The sequence below is a fragment of the Ruegeria sp. K5 genome (assembly GCF_056531805.1).
In genome coordinates this window covers 1,453,466-1,469,750 of record NZ_JBQFML010000001.1, presented here as the reverse complement: position 1 = coordinate 1,469,750, position 16,285 = coordinate 1,453,466, and the positions used below count along the sequence as shown (strand labels likewise).

General features: G+C 60.3%; 16 protein-coding genes. 13 read left to right on the top strand and 3 right to left on the bottom strand.

From position 1 onward, the window contains the following. Positions 1 to 51: 51 nt before the first annotated feature. The 8 genes from ACR0MO_RS07225 to ACR0MO_RS07190 all read left to right on the top strand — a co-directional run bounded on the left by ACR0MO_RS07225 (position 52) and on the right by ACR0MO_RS07190 (position 8,793). Complete coding sequence (locus ACR0MO_RS07225; protein ID WP_170622568.1) at positions 52 to 1,068, top strand: TRAP transporter substrate-binding protein; 1,017 nt, start codon at positions 52 to 54, stop codon at positions 1,066 to 1,068. 60 nt (positions 1,069 to 1,128) lie between these two features. Continuing rightward, the gene (locus ACR0MO_RS07220) at positions 1,129 to 1,671 is read left to right on the top strand and encodes a TRAP transporter small permease (RefSeq protein WP_170622569.1); all 543 of its coding nucleotides are present in this window, start codon (positions 1,129 to 1,131) and stop codon (positions 1,669 to 1,671) included. Then, positions 1,671 to 3,011, top strand: a complete 1,341-nt coding sequence (locus ACR0MO_RS07215; RefSeq protein ID WP_170622570.1) for a TRAP transporter large permease — start codon at positions 1,671 to 1,673, stop codon at positions 3,009 to 3,011. Before ACR0MO_RS07220 ends, ACR0MO_RS07215 begins: the two co-directional genes overlap by 1 nt. A 24-nt stretch (positions 3,012 to 3,035) precedes the next feature. Continuing rightward, complete coding sequence (locus tag ACR0MO_RS07210; RefSeq protein ID WP_170622571.1) at positions 3,036 to 3,524, top strand: universal stress protein; 489 nt, start codon at positions 3,036 to 3,038, stop codon at positions 3,522 to 3,524. Between the two features lie 196 nt (positions 3,525 to 3,720). Further along, complete coding sequence (locus ACR0MO_RS07205; RefSeq protein WP_480873363.1) at positions 3,721 to 4,971, top strand: sarcosine oxidase subunit beta family protein; 1,251 nt, start codon at positions 3,721 to 3,723, stop codon at positions 4,969 to 4,971. Between the two features lie 12 nt (positions 4,972 to 4,983). Beyond that, positions 4,984 to 5,271 carry a sarcosine oxidase subunit delta gene (locus ACR0MO_RS07200; RefSeq protein ID WP_170630557.1) on the top strand — a complete coding sequence of 96 codons (288 nt, stop codon included), beginning with the start codon at positions 4,984 to 4,986 and terminating at the stop codon, positions 5,269 to 5,271. Beyond that, positions 5,268 to 8,228, top strand: coding sequence for a sarcosine oxidase subunit alpha family protein (locus ACR0MO_RS07195; RefSeq protein ID WP_480890422.1), 2,961 nt, complete (start codon positions 5,268 to 5,270; stop codon positions 8,226 to 8,228). Before ACR0MO_RS07200 ends, ACR0MO_RS07195 begins: the two co-directional genes overlap by 4 nt. Next, positions 8,221 to 8,793, top strand: a complete 573-nt coding sequence (locus tag ACR0MO_RS07190; RefSeq protein ID WP_480584149.1) for a sarcosine oxidase subunit gamma — start codon at positions 8,221 to 8,223, stop codon at positions 8,791 to 8,793. Before ACR0MO_RS07195 ends, ACR0MO_RS07190 begins: the two co-directional genes overlap by 8 nt. A 5-nt stretch (positions 8,794 to 8,798) precedes the next feature. Here the strand turns inward: ACR0MO_RS07190 and ACR0MO_RS07185 are convergent, their stop codons facing one another. Next, on the bottom strand, positions 8,799 to 9,833 hold the full coding sequence (locus ACR0MO_RS07185) for a GlxA family transcriptional regulator (RefSeq protein ID WP_480890420.1): 1,035 nt from the start codon (positions 9,831 to 9,833) through the stop codon (positions 8,799 to 8,801). Positions 9,834 to 9,963: 130 nt separating this feature from the next. Between ACR0MO_RS07185 and ACR0MO_RS07180 the strand changes: the two genes are divergently transcribed. From ACR0MO_RS07180 to glnT, 5 genes are all read left to right on the top strand, one after another. Beyond that, a complete protein-coding gene (locus tag ACR0MO_RS07180) occupies positions 9,964 to 10,614 on the top strand; it encodes a helix-turn-helix domain-containing protein (protein WP_480881913.1) in 651 nt (216 codons plus the stop codon). 172 nt (positions 10,615 to 10,786) lie between these two features. After that, positions 10,787 to 11,683: a class II glutamine amidotransferase gene (locus tag ACR0MO_RS07175; RefSeq protein WP_170622578.1), complete on the top strand. Its 897-nt coding sequence runs from the start codon at positions 10,787 to 10,789 to the stop codon at positions 11,681 to 11,683. Position 11,684: 1 nt separating this feature from the next. Further along, positions 11,685 to 12,368, top strand: coding sequence for a GltB/FmdC/FwdC-like GXGXG domain-containing protein (locus ACR0MO_RS07170; RefSeq protein ID WP_170622579.1), 684 nt, complete (start codon positions 11,685 to 11,687; stop codon positions 12,366 to 12,368). A gap of 10 nt (positions 12,369 to 12,378) precedes the next feature. Continuing rightward, a complete protein-coding gene (locus ACR0MO_RS07165) occupies positions 12,379 to 13,716 on the top strand; it encodes an FMN-binding glutamate synthase family protein (RefSeq protein WP_170622580.1) in 1,338 nt (445 codons plus the stop codon). A gap of 79 nt (positions 13,717 to 13,795) precedes the next feature. After that, entirely contained in the window at positions 13,796 to 15,124 is a 1,329-nt protein-coding gene (glnT, locus tag ACR0MO_RS07160) for a type III glutamate--ammonia ligase (protein ID WP_480890417.1), read from the top strand. A gap of 80 nt (positions 15,125 to 15,204) precedes the next feature. Here the strand turns inward: glnT and ACR0MO_RS07155 are convergent, their stop codons facing one another. Together ACR0MO_RS07155 and ACR0MO_RS07150 are read right to left on the bottom strand one after the other, a co-directional pair. After that, a complete protein-coding gene (locus ACR0MO_RS07155; RefSeq protein WP_480584133.1) occupies positions 15,205 to 15,498 on the bottom strand; it encodes a DUF1330 domain-containing protein in 294 nt (97 codons plus the stop codon). Continuing rightward, a complete protein-coding gene (locus tag ACR0MO_RS07150) occupies positions 15,491 to 16,183 on the bottom strand; it encodes a GntR family transcriptional regulator (protein WP_480890414.1) in 693 nt (230 codons plus the stop codon). Before ACR0MO_RS07150 ends, ACR0MO_RS07155 begins: the two co-directional genes overlap by 8 nt. Between the last annotated feature and the right edge of the window lie 102 nt (positions 16,184 to 16,285).

The following is a 16,285-nucleotide window of genomic DNA, read 5'->3' as shown; positions in this document are numbered from 1 at the left end:
CTCGTTCATGTCGGAACACTTTCCAAAAACCAACGAACAGGAGGAGGTTTTATGACTCTGCTCAACAGTATCAAAACATTTGCGGCGGTTGCATCGCTTGGCGCATTGGCATTGGCCGCGCCTGCAAGCGCCAAGAACTTCAAGATCGCTGTCGGTGACAGCGGCGGGTCCAGCCAGGAAGCAACCGGCCTTGCCTTCAAGGAAAAACTGGAAGAGCTGTCAGGCGGCAATCACACCGCTACACTGTTCCTGAACGGTCAGCTGGGATCCGAGCAGGACACCGTCAACGATGCCGCAATCGGCACGCTGGACATGTCGCTGCTGGCGATCAACAACGTCACGCCGTTCTCGCCAACCGTTGGTGTGTTCACGCTGCCTTACGTGATTCTCAGCCTGGAAGACGCGGAAACGCTGACCCAAGGCCCGATTGGTCAGGAACTGACCGAGAACACCATCAATGACGCGGGTGTGCGCATCATCGCCTGGACCTATACGGGTTTCCGCGTTCTGACGAACTCGAAAAAGCCGGTGAAATCGGTTGCCGATCTGGAAGGTCTGGTCATCCGCGTTCCCAAGAACGAGATCATGATCGACACCTACAAGGCATGGGGCATCAGCCCGACCCCGATGGCATGGTCGGAAACCTTTGCCGGTCTGCAGACCAAGGTTGTGGACGGTCAGGACAACCCCTACACCACCATCAACGCGATGAAGTTCTACGAAGTTCAGGACTACGTCACCGAGATCCGCTATATCTTCTCGATCGAGCCTCTGATCGTGTCCGAGCAGGTATTCCAGGGTCTGTCGGCTGAAGATCAGGCCATGGTTCTGGAAGCCGGTGAATACGCCACCAAAGCCTCGGCTCAGTTCCTGCGCGACAAGGAAGCCGAGATCAAAGAACTGCTGGTCGAAAAGGGCATGGAAATCCACGTTCCTGAAAACGACGAGGCAGAATTCATCGAACTGGCAACCACCGCCGTGTGGCCGAAGTTCTATGACAGCATCGGCGGCGTCGAAAAGCTGAACGCCGTGCTGGCCGCAATCGGCCGCGAGCCGGTCTCGGAATAATAATACAAAAAGACCAAGAGAGCGCCCAAGTGGCGCTCTCTCACTTCTAGGGAGGGGCATATGAAAACCTTTTTAGGGATCCTCAACAATATAGAAAGCTACCTTTGCCGCTTTCTGCTTGCGACATTTGTTTGCTTGTTGTTCCTTCAGGTTGTCGTCCGAACAGTGTTCAATTTCTCGTTCTCCTGGGTCGAGGAGCTGTCTGTCTACATGTTCGTCTGGTTCGTGTTTTTCGGCGCGAGCTATGCGGCCAAGATGGGCGCCCACAACCGGGTGACGTTCCAGTTCAAGTTTCTGCCGCCGCGTGCGATCAAGTATATCGAAGCGTTCGCCGACCTGTTCTGGATCTGCTTCAACCTGTATTTCGTCTATCTGGCGCTGGACTTCATCTTCAATCGGATGAACCGGTTCCAATCGTCCCAGACGCTCGGGTTCCACCTCAGCTGGGTCTACATCGTTCTTCCCATTGCATTTGCCCTGATGACCGTTCGCATTATTCAGGTGAACTACAAGAAAATCGTTCTGGACGAGGATCTGCGCGATCCGGACAAGGTTGACCTGGAAGAGGTCCGCGCAGAACTCGGCGAAGAAGGGGGCAAGTAATGGGCACCGAAATCATCTATATCCTGTTCGGCGGGTTCCTTCTGCTGTTGTTCATCGGCGCGCCGATCACGGTGGCGTTGGGTGTGTCGACGCTGATCACCTTCCTCGTGCTGGATGAAAACCCGATCAAGTTCGTCCAGATCGCCTTTACCTCGGTGGGGTCCTTCCCGCTGATGGCGCTGCCCGCCTTCATTCTGGCCGGTGCGCTGATGGAGGCGTCGGGCCTGTCCCGCAGGCTGATCAACGTGGCCGAAAGCTTTGCCGGGCCGTTTACCGGCGGCATGTCTGCAGCGGCGGTCTTTGCCTGCCTGTTCTTCGGCGCGATCTCGGGCTCGGGGCCCGCGACAACGGCGGCGGTGGGCATGCTGATGATCCCCGCGATGATCCAGCGGAACTACAGCCGCGACTATGCGTCGGCCATCACGGCCTCGTCCGGTGGTCTGGGCATCGTGATCCCGCCATCGATCCCGCTGATCATCTTCGGCATCGCGGCACTGGGTATGCCACCCCCACCCGAGGCGGTGGCCGAGCATGGCACCTTCCAGACTGTGTCGATTCCGAAACTGTTCATCGCGGGCTTTTTCCCGGCCTTCCTGATTGCCGGAAGCCTGCTGGTCATGAACTACATCCTGGCCAGAAAGCGCGGCTACAAAGGCACGACCGAAGGCTGGTCCGCCCGCCATATCTGGTGCGAGATGTACCGTGGGTTCTGGGCGCTGATGGCACCGGTGGTTATTCTGGGCGGCATCTATTCGGGCTTCTTCACCCCGACCGAGGCGGCGATTGTGGCCATCTTCTACACTCTGATCGTGGGTGCGTTCATCTACCGCGAACTGACATGGCCGAAGCTGTTCACCTCGCTTGAGACCACGACCTGGCTGACCGGCCGCGTGCTGCTGATCATGTTCACGGCGACGGTGTTTGGCCGCCTGCTGGTTGAAAACCAGATCCCCGCCATCATCGCGGACGGGATGCTGTCGATCACCGACAACATCTATATCATCTGGACGCTGGTGATCCTGTTCCTGCTGTTCGTCGGCATGTTCATGGAGACGCTGGCGACCATTCTGATCCTGGTTCCGGTGATGCTGCCGGTGGCCTACAGCATGGGGATCGATCCGATCCACTTTGGTGTTGTCATGGTCTGTACTCTGGGCATCGGCTTCCAGACGCCGCCATTGGGTGAAAACCTGTTCATCGCATCGGGTATTTCCAATATCTCGATCGAGCGTATTTCGGTGGCGGCCCTGCCGTTTGCCTTCATCAACACGGTGGCGATCTTCATTATCGCTTTCGTGCCCGAAATCGCGCTATGGCTCCCAAGGTTCTTTGGGTACTGATCCGCGACACGGAGGAAGAAGACAATGCTACCCAAAATCGAGAATATCCTGATCGCAACGGACCTGTCCGAAAACGCGGACAACGCGCTTCGGCACGCATTGAGCATCGCAATCGCACATGGGGCAAAAGCCCATGTGCTGCATGTCACCGAACCGTTGTCGCAGGATGCCATCGTCACCATGCGGATGTTCATTCAGGACGACAAATCCCGCAAGCAGGCCATCAAGGACCGGCACGATGCCGTGAAGTCTCTGCTGACGGACAATCAGCACGATTTCCTGAAATCGCTGACCCCCGAAGATCAGGAGAAATATTCCGCCGTGTCTTCGGTGGAACTGATCGACGGTCACCCTGCCGAATCGATTCTGAAACGCGCCAGAGAGCTGAAATGCGATCTCATCGTGATGGGGTCGCACGAACATGGCACGTCGCATACGTTTCTGGGCACAGTCGTAAAGCGCGTTCTGCGCAGATCAACCATTCCGACGCTTGTGGTGCCGAACCAGAACTAGCAAAACTCCCCATCGCTTTAGCGACCTGGGCAGCCTTTTGGCTGCCCTCTTTTTTTGGTGCCCCAAGGTTCACAGCCCGCTCCTTTTGGGCTTAGGACCCTGTTCAGGTCGCAAAGAGACAAGTGCACACCGCAAAACACCTAAGCCAAGCGATCCAGAATCGCGCATTGTGGGGTCAAACTGACATGAGAGACCCATGCGCTATTCCGGATTTCGGATCATCAAAGAGGCTTTGACCGGCCACAAAGGGTGGACGCCCGCCTGGCGCGACCCCGCGCCTCAAAGCGAATATGACATCATCGTCGTGGGCGGTGGCGGGCACGGGCTGGCCACCGCCTATTATCTGGCCAAGGAATTCGGCGAGGCCCGGATTGCCGTGCTGGAAAAGGGCTGGATCGGTGGCGGCAATGTGGGGCGGAACACGACCATCATCCGTTCGAACTATCTGCTGGACGGGAATGAACCGTTCTATGAGTTCTCGCTGAAACTGTGGGAGGGGTTGGAACAGGATTTCAACTTCAACGCCATGGTCAGCCAGCGTGGCATTCTGAACCTTGTGCACACCGATGCGCAGCGTGATGCGGCGCGGCGGCGGGGCAATGCCATGATCCTGAACGGCTCGGATGCCGAACTGCTGGATACCGAGGGCGTGCGGGCGATGTACCCGTTCCTGAACTTCAACAATGCGCGGTTCCCGATCAAAGGCGGCTTGCTGCACCGACGCGGCGGCACCGTACGCCATGACGCGGTGGCCTGGGGCTATGCGCGTGGCGCGGATATGCGCGGCGTCGATATCATTCAGAACTGCGAAGTGACGGGTTTTCGCATTGAAAACGGCAAGGTGCAGGGGGTCGAAACCTCACGCGGGTATATCGGGGCCAAGAAGGTCGGGGTGGCCGTTGCCGGATCATCCGGCCGGGTGATGGAAAAGGCGGGGATGCGCCTGCCCATCGAAAGCCACGTGTTGCAGGCTTTTGTCTCGGAAGGGCTGAAGCCGTTGATCGACGGCGTGATCACCTATGGTGCCGGGCATTTCTATTGCAGCCAGTCCGACAAGGGCGGGCTGGTCTTTGGCGGCGATATCGACATGTACAACACCTACGCGCAGCGCGGAAACCTGCCCGTGATCGAGGATGTGGTCGAAAGCGGCGTGTCCCTGATCCCGGCCTTGGGTCGCGTGCGCCTGTTGCGGGCCTGGGGCGGCGTCATGGACATGTCGATGGACGGCTCACCCTTCATCGACCGGACGGGGATCGGGGGTCTCTATTTCAATGGTGGCTGGTGTTATGGCGGCTTCAAGGCCACCCCGGCCTCGGGCTGGTGTTTTGCGCATCTGCTGTCCACCGACCGCCCTCATGAGGTTGCAACAGCCTATCGTCTGGACCGGTTCCGCACGGGTCACATGATCGACGAAAAAGGGGTGGGCGCGCAGCCCAACCTGCACTGACGGAGCCGGCATATGATAATAAACCATCCTCTTCTCGGCCCTCGCGATGCGCAGGAATTCGTCTATCTGGGCGACGCTGCCATGATCGACCGCCCCGATTGGCAGGCCGATAACGCGGCCGAGGCGTTTCACGACTATCTATATCTGCGCGACAACCCGGCGGGGGAGCATCAGGAGCTTTGGTATCACGAACAGGGCGACCGGTCCTGGCTGGTGGTCACGCGCAACACGCTGACCCATGAAATTACCGATGTAAAACTGGCCCGCGACGTGGCCCGGGAACGGGGGCGCGGCAGATGAGCGGACAGATCAATCGATTGAGTGGCGGTCTGGTCGACCACGGGCAGAGCCTGAATTTCACCTTTGATGGCAAGCGTTATCAAGGGCTTGCGGGCGATACGCTGGCCTCGGCGTTGTTGGCCAATGGCGTGCGCCTGATGGGCCGGTCCTTCAAATACCATCGTCCGCGTGGGGTTTTAACCGCTGGATCGGAGGAACCGAATGCTCTGGTCGAACTGCGCTCGGGCGGGCGGCAAGAGCCGAATACGCGCGCCACTGTGGCGGAGCTGTATGAAGGGCTGGACGCGCGTTCGCAGAATCGCTGGCCGTCACTGCAGCGGGATGTTCTAGCGGTCAATGACCTGTTCAGCAATTTCCTGACGGCGGGCTTCTACTACAAGACCTTCATGTGGCCCAAGGCGTTTTGGGAAAAGCTGTACGAGCCGATCATCCGCCGCGCTGCCGGATTGGGCAGTGTTTCGGGGCAGGATGATCCAGACCCATACGACAAGGGTTTCCTGCATTGCGATTTGCTGGTGATCGGGGCCGGTCCTGCCGGTTTGTCGGCGGCCCTGACCGCAGGGCGCGCCGGGGCGCGGGTGATACTGGCGGATGAGGATTTTGCCCTTGGTGGTCGGCTGAATTCGGAATCCTATGCCATCGACGACATGGCCGGGTCGGACTGGGCGGCTCAGGCCGTGGCCGAACTGACGTCGATGGACAATGTGCGCCTGCTGCCGCGCACAACGATTGTCGGCGCGTTCGATCATGGCATCTACGGCGCGGTCGAGCGGGTGGCCGACCACAAACCGCAACCCGGTTCGGCAGAGCCACGCCAGATCTTCTGGCGGATCTACTCGAAACGGGCGGTTCTGTGTGCGGGCGCAACCGAACGCCCTATCGCCTTCCCGAATAATGACCGGCCCGGGATCATGATGGCGGGGGCTGTGCGATCCTACGCCAATCGCTGGGCCGTGACGCCGCATGAACGGATCGCGGTCTTTACCAATAACGACGACGGGCATCGCACGGCTGCGGATCTGATGGCAAAGGGCGTCAAAGTTGCCGCCGTCATTGACACGCGGGCCGATGCGCCTGCGGTTGACGGTGCGGAGCTGTTCGCCGGGGCTCAGGTCATTGGAAGCAAAGGGCGGCTGGGTCTTGAGACCGTCACGATCCAGACGCAACAGGGCTTTACTCACGACATCATCTGCGGGGCTTTGGCTGTCTCTGGCGGCTGGAACCCGAATGTGCATCTGACCTGTCATCAGCGTGGGCGACCCCAATGGAACGAAGCGCTGGCTGCGTTTGTGCCGGGTGACTCCCTTCCGGTTGGCCTGTCGGTCGCCGGGGCGGCGGCGGGCGTGTTGTCCACCCATGGGGCCATGGAAACGGGTGCCGCGCGTGCCGCCGAAGCACTGGCCGATCTGGGCATTCAGGCCACGCCGGGGGATGTTCCAAAGGCCGAGGATGCCGCGGTCAATCTGCAACCCTTCTGGTATGTGAAGGAGGGCAAAGGTCGGGCCTGGATCGACCAGCAGAACGATGTGACCGTCAAGGATGTAAAACTGGCGCATCAGGAGAATTACGTCTCGGTCGAGCATCTGAAACGCTACACGACCCTCGGGATGGCGACCGATCAGGGCAAGACCTCGAATATGGGTGGTCTGGCGGTGATGGCCGAGATGACCGGCAAGTCGATCCCCGAGACCGGTACAACCATCTTCCGTCCGCCCTATACACCGGTGGCGATGGGCACTTTGGCGGGCCGTGCAGTCGGCAAGCAATTCCACCCCACCCGCAAAACCCCCAGCCACACATGGGCCACCGAGCAGGGCGCGGTGTTCACCGAAGTCGGCGACTGGCTGCGCGCGCAATGGTATCCGCGCAAGGGCGAGACCCACTGGCGGCAATCGGTGGATCGCGAGGTTCTGGCCACCCGCAACTCGGTCGGCATCTGCGATGTGACCACGCTGGGCAAGATCGACGTGCAGGGCGCGGATGCGGCGGAGTTTCTGAACAAGATTTACTCGAACGCATTTGCCAAACTGCCCGTCGGCAAGGTGCGCTATGGGTTGATGCTGCGCGAGGACGGGATTGCCTATGATGACGGCACCGCCGCGCGGTTTGCCGAGGATCATTTCGTTGTCACCACAACCACAGCCAACGCGGTGCTGGTCTATCGCCAGATGGAATTCGCGCGGCAATGCCTGTGGCCCGATCTGGATGTTCAGCTGATCTCGACCACAGAAGCCTGGGCGCAATATGCGGTGGCAGGTCCGAACGCGCGCAAGTTGCTGCAAAAGGTGGTTGATGCCGAGTTTGACATTTCGAACGAGGCCTTCCCCTTCATGGCCTGTAGCGAAATCACCGTCTGCGGCGGCTGCCGCGCGCGGCTGTTCCGTATCTCGTTCAGTGGTGAGCTGGCCTATGAGATCGCCGTACCCACCCGCTATGGCGACGCCCTGATCCGGGCGCTGATGGAGGCAGGGGAAGAGTTCGATGCGACCCCGTATGGCACCGAGGCACTGGGCGTCATGCGGATCGAAAAGGGCCATGCAACCGGGAATGAGATTAACGGGACCACAACGGCCCTGAACCTGGGTCTGGGGCGGATGGTCAGCAAGAAGAAGGACTGTATCGGCAATACGCTCAGCGAGCGGGACGGGTTGAATGAACCGGATGCCTTGCGGCTGGTCGGGCTGAAACCTGTCGATGCCAGCCGGACCGTGACAGCCGGGGGGCACCTGATGACCAAGGGCGGCCCTGTCGATGCGGCCCACGATCAGGGTTATGTCACCTCGGCGGCCTATTCCCCGATCCTTGGGTCTTCGATCGGGTTGGGCCTTTTGAAGAACGGGGCCGAGCGGATGGGTGAGGTCATGCGTCTGGTCAATCCGCTGGAAGGGTCCGAGACCGAGGTCGAAATTGTCAGCGCCCATTTTGTCGATCCGGAAGGGGAGCGTTTGCGTGCATAAACTAAAAGCCATCACCGCCCTTGGATCTGCCGAGGCACGTGTCTCGACCATCGCAGGGCTGACGATAACCGAGGTGACAGACCGCGCCCTGGCCTCTGTTTCGATGCGTCTGGGGCAGGGCGCGGAATTTGCCAGCCGGGCCAAAGACGTTTTGGGGTTCGATCTGCCGGGTCCCGGCGGCGCGGCTGTTGGGTCGCCATTTTCCGGCTTCTGGCTTGGCCCGGACAGCTGGATGATCGATGCGGATTATGCGGCGCATGAAACGCTGGCTGCAGACCTCAAGTCGGCCATGCAACAGACCGCTTCGGTGGTCGAGCAGACCGACGGATGGTGCCGGTTCGACGTTACCGGCCCGACGGCCTGCGATCTGTTCGAACGGTTGTGCAACGTGGACATTCGCGCGATGAAGGCCCAGACGGCGACACGTTGCGCCATTCATCACATCGGCTGCTACCTTTGGTGCCTTGAGGCGGGTCAAAGCTTTGCCGTGCTTGGGCCACGGTCATCGGCGGGGTCCCTGCATCACGCATTAGTAGAGGCGGCGCAGGCTATCTCGGCGGGCTGAAACGATCAGTGCAACACGGTATCGCGGGTGACGCGGAACCGGTTACGCTCTTGCCGGTCCTGGCGCGGTGACGCCCCGAATTGTTCTGCATAGTGGCGCGACATGGCGGTTGGGTTGGTGTAGCCGATGGCATGGGCAATCGATGTCAGGGAATCCTGCGTGTAGATCACCAATTGCCGTGCCGCGCGCAGGCGCAGATGCCGGTAATACTCTGCCGGGCTTTGATCCAGCGCCTTCCGGAAGCAGCGTTCCAGATGTCGCGAGGATACACCGACCTGACGCGCAACATCGCGCGTGGTCAGTGGAAACTCCAGATTGTCGGCAAACAGCCGAACCGCGCGGGCCACGACTTGCGGCAGATGATCGGCGGTTTCGTCAGTTTGAAAGGTCGGCGTTTTTTGCGGGATATTGGGGCTGCGGATCGCCGGGTGCTGGAACCAGCAGGCGACCTCGGTCATCGTGGCCTCACCCAGCATGGCTTCGACCATGTGCAAGGACAGATCAAACGCCGAGGCCGCGCCGGATGCGGTGCAACAGCGCCGGTTCACCGCGATCACGTCATCGGTTACGGCAATCTGGGGAAATTCAGTCTCGAACGCCGTACGGTACAGCCAATGGACCGAGCAGGTCTGCCCCTGCAAAACGCCCGAGCGGGCCAGTGGGAACACCCCGCCGCTGATCGCGCCCAACCGCGTGCCATGACGTGCGAGATAGCGCAATTGCGCCGTAACCTCGGCAGGCGCGCTGAACTGGCCATCGGGTTCGGACAGGACAATCAGAAGATCGACATCGCGCAAGGTCTTCAGGGCGCACTCGGTCTGAAACGGGATACCCGCGCTGGCGGTAACGGGGCCTGCGTCCTCAGAACACAGCACCCAGGAAAACACTTGTTTGCGCGCGATTTCATTGGCGGCGCGCAACGGCTCGATCACCGAGGTCAGACAGGCCATCGGAAAGCCGGGCAGCAGCAGGAAGCCAACCGAAATCCGGCTCCGCCCGTCGAAATCAAGATCCTTCAAAGGTGCCGATAACTGGTGCATGTCAGCTTCCGTTGCAGGGAATTTCGATATACTATGGGGAAAAATACTTTCCTGACAAGAGTGACTACACAAATCAGGGTCTCGTGTGCCATGGTTGGCAGAACCACCCTCAGGGATCAAGGGAATAGCAATGGCGCAGGCCGAAACGACCGATGACAAGCTGACATTGTCGCAGGACCCGCACAGGGTTCGGGACAGCGGTGAAAAGAACCTGGAAACGGCAATCGGGCGCGAAATTAAGGCGTTGCGCCTGCAGCAGGGGACAACGATTGCCGAATTGTCCGGGTTGACCGGCCTGTCGATCAGTATGTTGTCCAAGATCGAGAACGGGGCGACCTCGCCTTCCCTGACAACCCTCCAATCTCTGGCCGATGCGCTGAGCACGCCGATCACATCGTTTTTCCGACGTTATGAAGAAACCCGCAACGCGGTGCACACCAGATCGGGCGAAGGGGTCGAGACCGAGCGGGCCGGCACGCGGGCCGGGCACCACTATACCCTACTGGGTCATTTGGGGGCCAATGCCAGCGGTGTCGTGGTGGAACCCTACCTGATCACGTTGACCGAGGAATCCGACCGCTTTCCAACATTCCAGCATGACGGGATCGAGATGCTGTATCTGCTGGAAGGTGAAGTGGATTACCGTCACGGGGACAGCATTTATTCGATGAAGCCGGGCGACACGCTTTTCTTCGATGCCGATGCCCCGCATGGGCCAGAGGGTCTGGTGAAACTGCCTGCAAAATACCTGTCGATCATCTCGTATCCACAGACAAGCTGACCATTTTCATCATTGGTGTCGTCTAAACCGGGCTGCTTGAGTGCTGCGCCGGACCGTGGACCTATTCCTGTTTTGTGGATTTTCCTCACAGGAATATTTATTTCTCAGTGTTGTTTTTCACACTTCGGCCTGCTAGCGTCAGATTCGACGAAATTTCAGAGGACCAAAGCGGATGTGTGGAATTGTCGGTCTGTTTCTCAAGGACAAGAGTTTGGAGCCTGAACTGGGCTCGATGCTGACGGATATGCTGGTCACGATGACGGACCGGGGACCGGACAGCGCTGGGATTGCGATTTATGGCGCCGAGTCCGATGGGACAGCAAAGCTGACGGTGCAATCGGATGCGCCGGATGAAGACTTTGCAACGCTGGCCGCCGATCTGGGCGAGGCGATTGGCGCGCAGGTTTCCTTGCAGGCCAACGACACGCATGCGGTGCTGCAGATGGACGGTGCCAAGGTCGAACAGGCCCGTCAGGCCGTGCGCGAACTGCGCCCCGGTCTGCGCGTGATGTCGGACGGCGCGGCGATTGAGATTTACAAGGAAGTTGGCCTGCCACGAGATGTGGCCGACCGGTTCAACCTGTCGACCATGGGCGGCAGCCACGGCATCGGACACACGCGGATGGCCACCGAATCCGCTGTGACCACCGAAGGCGCGCACCCTTTCAACACCGGCTCGGATCAGTGCCTGGTGCATAACGGCTCGCTTTCGAACCACAACGCGTTGCGACGCAAGCTCAAGCGTGAGGGCGTGCGGGTGGAGTCGATGAATGATACCGAAGTTGGCGCGGCCTATCTGACCTGGAAGATGCAGAACGGGGCCACCTTGGGTGAGGCGCTGGAAAGCAGTCTGGAAGATCTCGATGGGTTCTTTACCTTTGTTGTCGGTACCAAGGACGGGTTCGGCGTGGTGCGCGACCCCATCGCCTGCAAACCGGCTGTGATGGCCGAGACCGATCAATATGTGGCCTTCGGCAGCGAATACCGCGCTTTGGTCAACCTGCCGGGCATCGAAGACGCCAAGGTCTGGGAACCCGAACCCGCAACCGTCTATTTCTGGAGCCACTGAGATGCAGACTTACGATGTTGCAGAAAACGGCCTGCGCGGTTTGAATTCGACCCTTCAGGCCCAAAGCGTTGACACCAACCAGACCAGCTGGGAGGTCCGGAACCCCAAGGGCAGCCACGCCATTGCCGTGGGGCTGGACGCGCCCATCGAGGTGACGGTCAAAGGGTCCACCGGTTATTACTGTGCGGGGATGAACCAGCAGGCGACCATCAAGGTCGAAGGCTCGGTTGGTCCGGGCGTGGCCGAAAACATGATGTCGGGCACCGTGATCGTCGAAGGCGACGCCAGCCAATATGCCGGGGCAACCGGGCATGGTGGTTTGCTGGTGATCAAGGGCAATGCCAGCTCGCGCTGCGGGATCTCGATGAAAGGGATCGATATCGTCGTGCATGGCAATATCGGTCATATGTCGGCCTTCATGGCGCAGGATGGCAATCTGGTTGTCTGCGGCGATGCGGGCGATGCGCTTGGCGACTCGCTGTACGAGGCGCGGTTGTTTGTGCGCGGCTCGGTCAAAAGCCTTGGGGCGGACTGCATCGAGAAAGAGATGCGGCCCGAGCACCTTGAATTGTTGGCCGATCTGCTGGACCGCGCCGGAGCGGACGCCAACCCGGAAGAGTTCAAGCGGTACGGCTCGGCCCGTCAGCTTTACAATTTCGACGTCGACAACGCGGCTGCTTACTGAGGATATGGGTATGAAAGACACAGATCACGCCATCCCCCGCACCATGCCGATCCAGTCGGCGACCTTTACCAACCCGATCAATGCCGAAATCCGGCGGGCGGCGGCGACCGGCATCTATGACATTCGCGGTGGCGGTGCCAAACGCAAGGTGCCCCATTTCGACGACCTGCTGTTTCTGGGTGCCTCGGTCTCGCGCTACCCGTTGGAAGGCTACCGCGAACGCTGCGATACCTCGGTGACGCTGGGCACGCGCTTTGCCAAGAACCCGATTCAACTGGACATCCCGATCACCATTGCGGGCATGAGCTTTGGTGCGCTGTCCGGCCCGGCGAAAGAGGCTCTGGGCCGCGGCGCATCCGCGGCGGGGACGTCGACCACCACCGGTGACGGCGGCATGACACCCGAGGAACGCGGCCATTCGTCCAAGCTGGTTTATCAGTACCTGCCCTCGCGCTATGGGATGAACCCCAACGATCTGCGCAAGGCGGATGCGATTGAAATCGTGGTTGGTCAGGGCGCAAAACCCGGCGGTGGCGGCATGTTGCTGGGTCAAAAGATCAGCGACCGCGTGGCCGAGATGCGCACCCTGCCGAAAGGCATCGACCAGCGCTCGGCCTGCCGCCACCCGGACTGGACCGGGCCGGATGATCTGGAGATCAAGATCCTTGAACTGCGCGAAATCACCGGCTGGCAGGTTCCGATCTACGTCAAGGTTGGCGCGACCCGGCCCTATTACGACACTGCGCTGGCGGTGAAGGCCGGGGCCGATGTGGTGGTGATGGACGGGATGCAGGGCGGCACCGCTGCCACGCAGGATGTGTTCATCGAACATGTGGGTCTGCCGACGCTGTCGTGTATCCGCCCTGCCGTTCAGGCGCTGCAGGATCTGGGTGTGCACCGCGAAGTGCAACTGGTGATCTCGGGCGGTATCCGCACCGGCGCTGATGTGGCCAAGGCGATGGCATTGGGCGCAGATGCGGTGGCTATCGGGACTGCGGCTTTGATCGCCTTGGGCGACAACGACCCGAAATGGGAATCCGAGTACCAAAAGCTGGGCACCACCACCGGCGCCTATGACGATTGGCACGAAGGGCAGGACCCGGCGGGTATCACCACGCAGGACCCGGATCTGGCCGCCCGGCTGGACCCGGTCGAAGCGGGCCGCCGGTTGCGCAACTATTTGAAGGTGATGACCCTTGAGGCGCAGACCATCGCGCGCGCCTGTGGTCACAATCACCTGCACAATCTGGAGCCCGAGGATCTGTGCGCCCTGACGATGGAGGCCGCCGCCATGGCGCGCGTCCCATTGGCGGGCACCGACTGGTATCCCGGCAAGGCCGGGTTCTGAACTGCAAGCGAAATGAAGGCGCGGCCCAAACGGGCGGCGCCTTTCTTCTTTTGAACCAACAGGGAAAGGAAGGCCGACCATGACGACAGATCTGGCAGCTTTCGCCAAGGAAAAAGGCGTCAAATATTTCATGATTTCGTTCACCGATCTGTTCGGTGGGCAACGGGCCAAGCTGGTCCCCGCGCAGGCTATTGTGGATATGCAGGAAGAGGGCGCAGGTTTTGCCGGGTTTGCCACCTGGCTGGACATGACCCCGGCCCATCCCGACATGCTGGCGGTGCCCGATCCGTCCTCGGTGATCCAACTGCCCTGGAAGCCCGAGGTCGCATGGGTCGCTGGCAATTGCGTGATGGAGGGTGAGGGCGTCGCCCAGGCCCCTCGCAACGTGCTGCGCCGCCTGATCGACGAGGCCGCCGACATGGGCATGCATGTCAAGACCGGGATCGAGGCCGAGTTCTTCCTGCTGACGCCCGATGGCGAGCAGATCAGCGATCCGTTCGATACGGCCGAAAAGCCTTGCTACGACCAGCAGGCGGTGATGCGCCGCTATGACTTGGTGCGCGAGATCTGTGACTACATGCTGGAACTGGGTTGGGGGCCGTATCAGAACGACCACGAGGATGCCAATGGCCAGTTCGAAATGAACTGGGAATTTGACGATGCCTTGCGCACCGCCGACAAGCATTCCTTCTTCAAGTTCATGACCAAATCGGTGGCGGAAAAGCACGGCTTCCGTGCCACATTCATGCCGAAACCGGTCGAGGGGCTGACGGGCAATGGCTGCCATGCCCATATCTCGGTCTGGGATGCGCCGGGCGCGGATGCAAAGACCAACGTGTTTGCCGGTGAGGGCGACGGTCCGACGGGCGAGGTCGGTCTGAGCGAACAGGGCAAGCACTTCCTCGGCGGCATCATGAAACACGCCAGCGCGCTGGCGGCGATCACCAACCCGACGGTGAACTCGTACAAACGCATCAACGCCCCGCGCACCATGTCGGGCGCGACTTGGGCACCGAATACTGTCACGTGGACCGGCAACAACCGCACCCATATGGTCCGCGTCCCAGGACCGGGCCGGTTCGAACTGCGTCTGGCCGATGGCGCGACAAACCCCTATCTGCTGCAAGCGGTGATTATCGCGGCGGGCCTGTCGGGCATTCGGTCCAAGGCCGATCCGGGCCGCCGCTATGACATCGACATGTATGCCGAGGGCCATACGGTGACCGACGCACCCAAACTGCCGCTGAACATGCTGGACGCGCTGCGCGACTATGACAAGGATACCGAGTTGAAGGCTGCGATGGGCGAAGAATTCTCCGCCGCGTTTCTGAAGATGAAACATCAGGAATGGAACTCTTTCGTCAGCCATTTCTCGCGCTGGGAAAAAGAGCACACGCTGGATATCTGAGGTTCATCGCCCTTTTTGAAACAGGGAAAGGCCGGAGTGTTTCGCAGTCCGGCCTTGTAGCATGACGGAGCGCGCCCGCCTCAGACGCCTTCGATCAGCGCAATATCCGCCTGACATGCATCCCGGCGCCTTTCTCGTGCTGCGCGGTATTCGTCAGAGGCATAGCAGGCGCGAGCGTCCTCGATACTGTCGAACTCGATGATCACCCGGCGTTGCCATGGGTGGCCTTCCAGCGTTTCGGCCTCGCCCCGGGCCAGGAACCGCGCGCCGAATTTCTGAAAGGCCGCTGGGGCGATATCCTGATAGCCCTTATAGGCCTCGGGGTCGGTGACGGTGACGTTGGCGATCCAATAGGCTTTGGGTTTTTCACTCAACTTGGTTTCTTTCATCCGATGCAAACAGCCGTTCGGCGATTTTGGTGGTGTCGTCCAGATGCCGCTCGACCGCTGCGCGGGCGGCGACCGGGTCGCCCGAGGTAATGGCGTCGCAGATCTGTTCCATATGGGTCAGGCCGGGCTGATCCCGATCGTCCGAAGACAGGGTCATCATGCGCAGCCTGCTGATCCGGCCATTCAGGCGCTGAACGATATCCCAGGCGATGTAGTGACCCGCGCCATCGAAAATCTCGGAGTAGAAATCCGCCGTGGCGCGGAACAGGGCACCCGGTGCCTTGTTCTCAAACCCGCGTCTGAGATGGTCCAGCGCCTGTCGCAGCGCGCCTGCGCGTTCGGGCGTGACATTGCGCGCGCAGTTTTCTGCGGCGGCAGTTTCGAGCATGCGGCGAATATCGTAGATCTGGCGTGCATCCTCCCACGACATGACGGCAACGATGGGTCCGCGCCCGGGCAGGATGTCTACCAGACCTTCGGCTTCGAGATAACGAATGGTTTCGCGGATCACGGTTCGGCTGACGCCCAACTGATCGCAAAGCGGGCGTTCGACCAGCCGCTCTCCGGGTTCGAACGTGCCTTCGATGATCGCCTCGCGCATCCGTTCCTGAACCATATCGCGCAGGGTCGCGGGGGGGTGGTCTATCTTGGTCAGTTTGGGTTCCGTCATGGCCAGATACCTATCGGTTTGGAAGATCGCTCGCAAGGTATGATTGACAGATGGTATGATGGTATACCAAATAGATCTGCACCGAATCGTAAGGAGCAGAAC